The 202-nt window shown below is 67.3% G+C and carries 1 pseudogene; it reads right to left on the bottom strand.

The annotated features are described in order from the left end of the window. A pseudogene (locus BN358_RS11720) lies at positions 1-202 on the bottom strand (heat-shock protein HtpX); the annotation flags it as partial.

Raw genomic sequence — 202 nt, 5'->3', positions numbered from 1 at the left:
CGGACGCCAACACCTGATCAGTGGTCAGGATCTTGGGCTGCTCGTTGGCGATGTCGATGCCCTCTTCGGCCATCGCGAGGACGGCCATCGGGTTGACCGCATCGGCGGGCGTGGAGCCGGCCGACAGCACCTCGATCCGGCCCTCACCGAGGTGGCGTAGGTAGCCGGCGGCCATCTGGGAACGGCCGGCGTTGTGAATGCA

It is taken from the genome of Sedimentibacter sp. B4, assembly GCF_000309315.1.
In the GTDB taxonomy this organism is placed as follows: domain Bacteria; phylum Bacillota; class Clostridia; order Tissierellales; family Sedimentibacteraceae; genus Sedimentibacter; species Sedimentibacter saalensis.
Note: the sequence above shows the minus strand (reverse complement) of the source record. Positions and strands in the feature narration are given on the sequence as shown.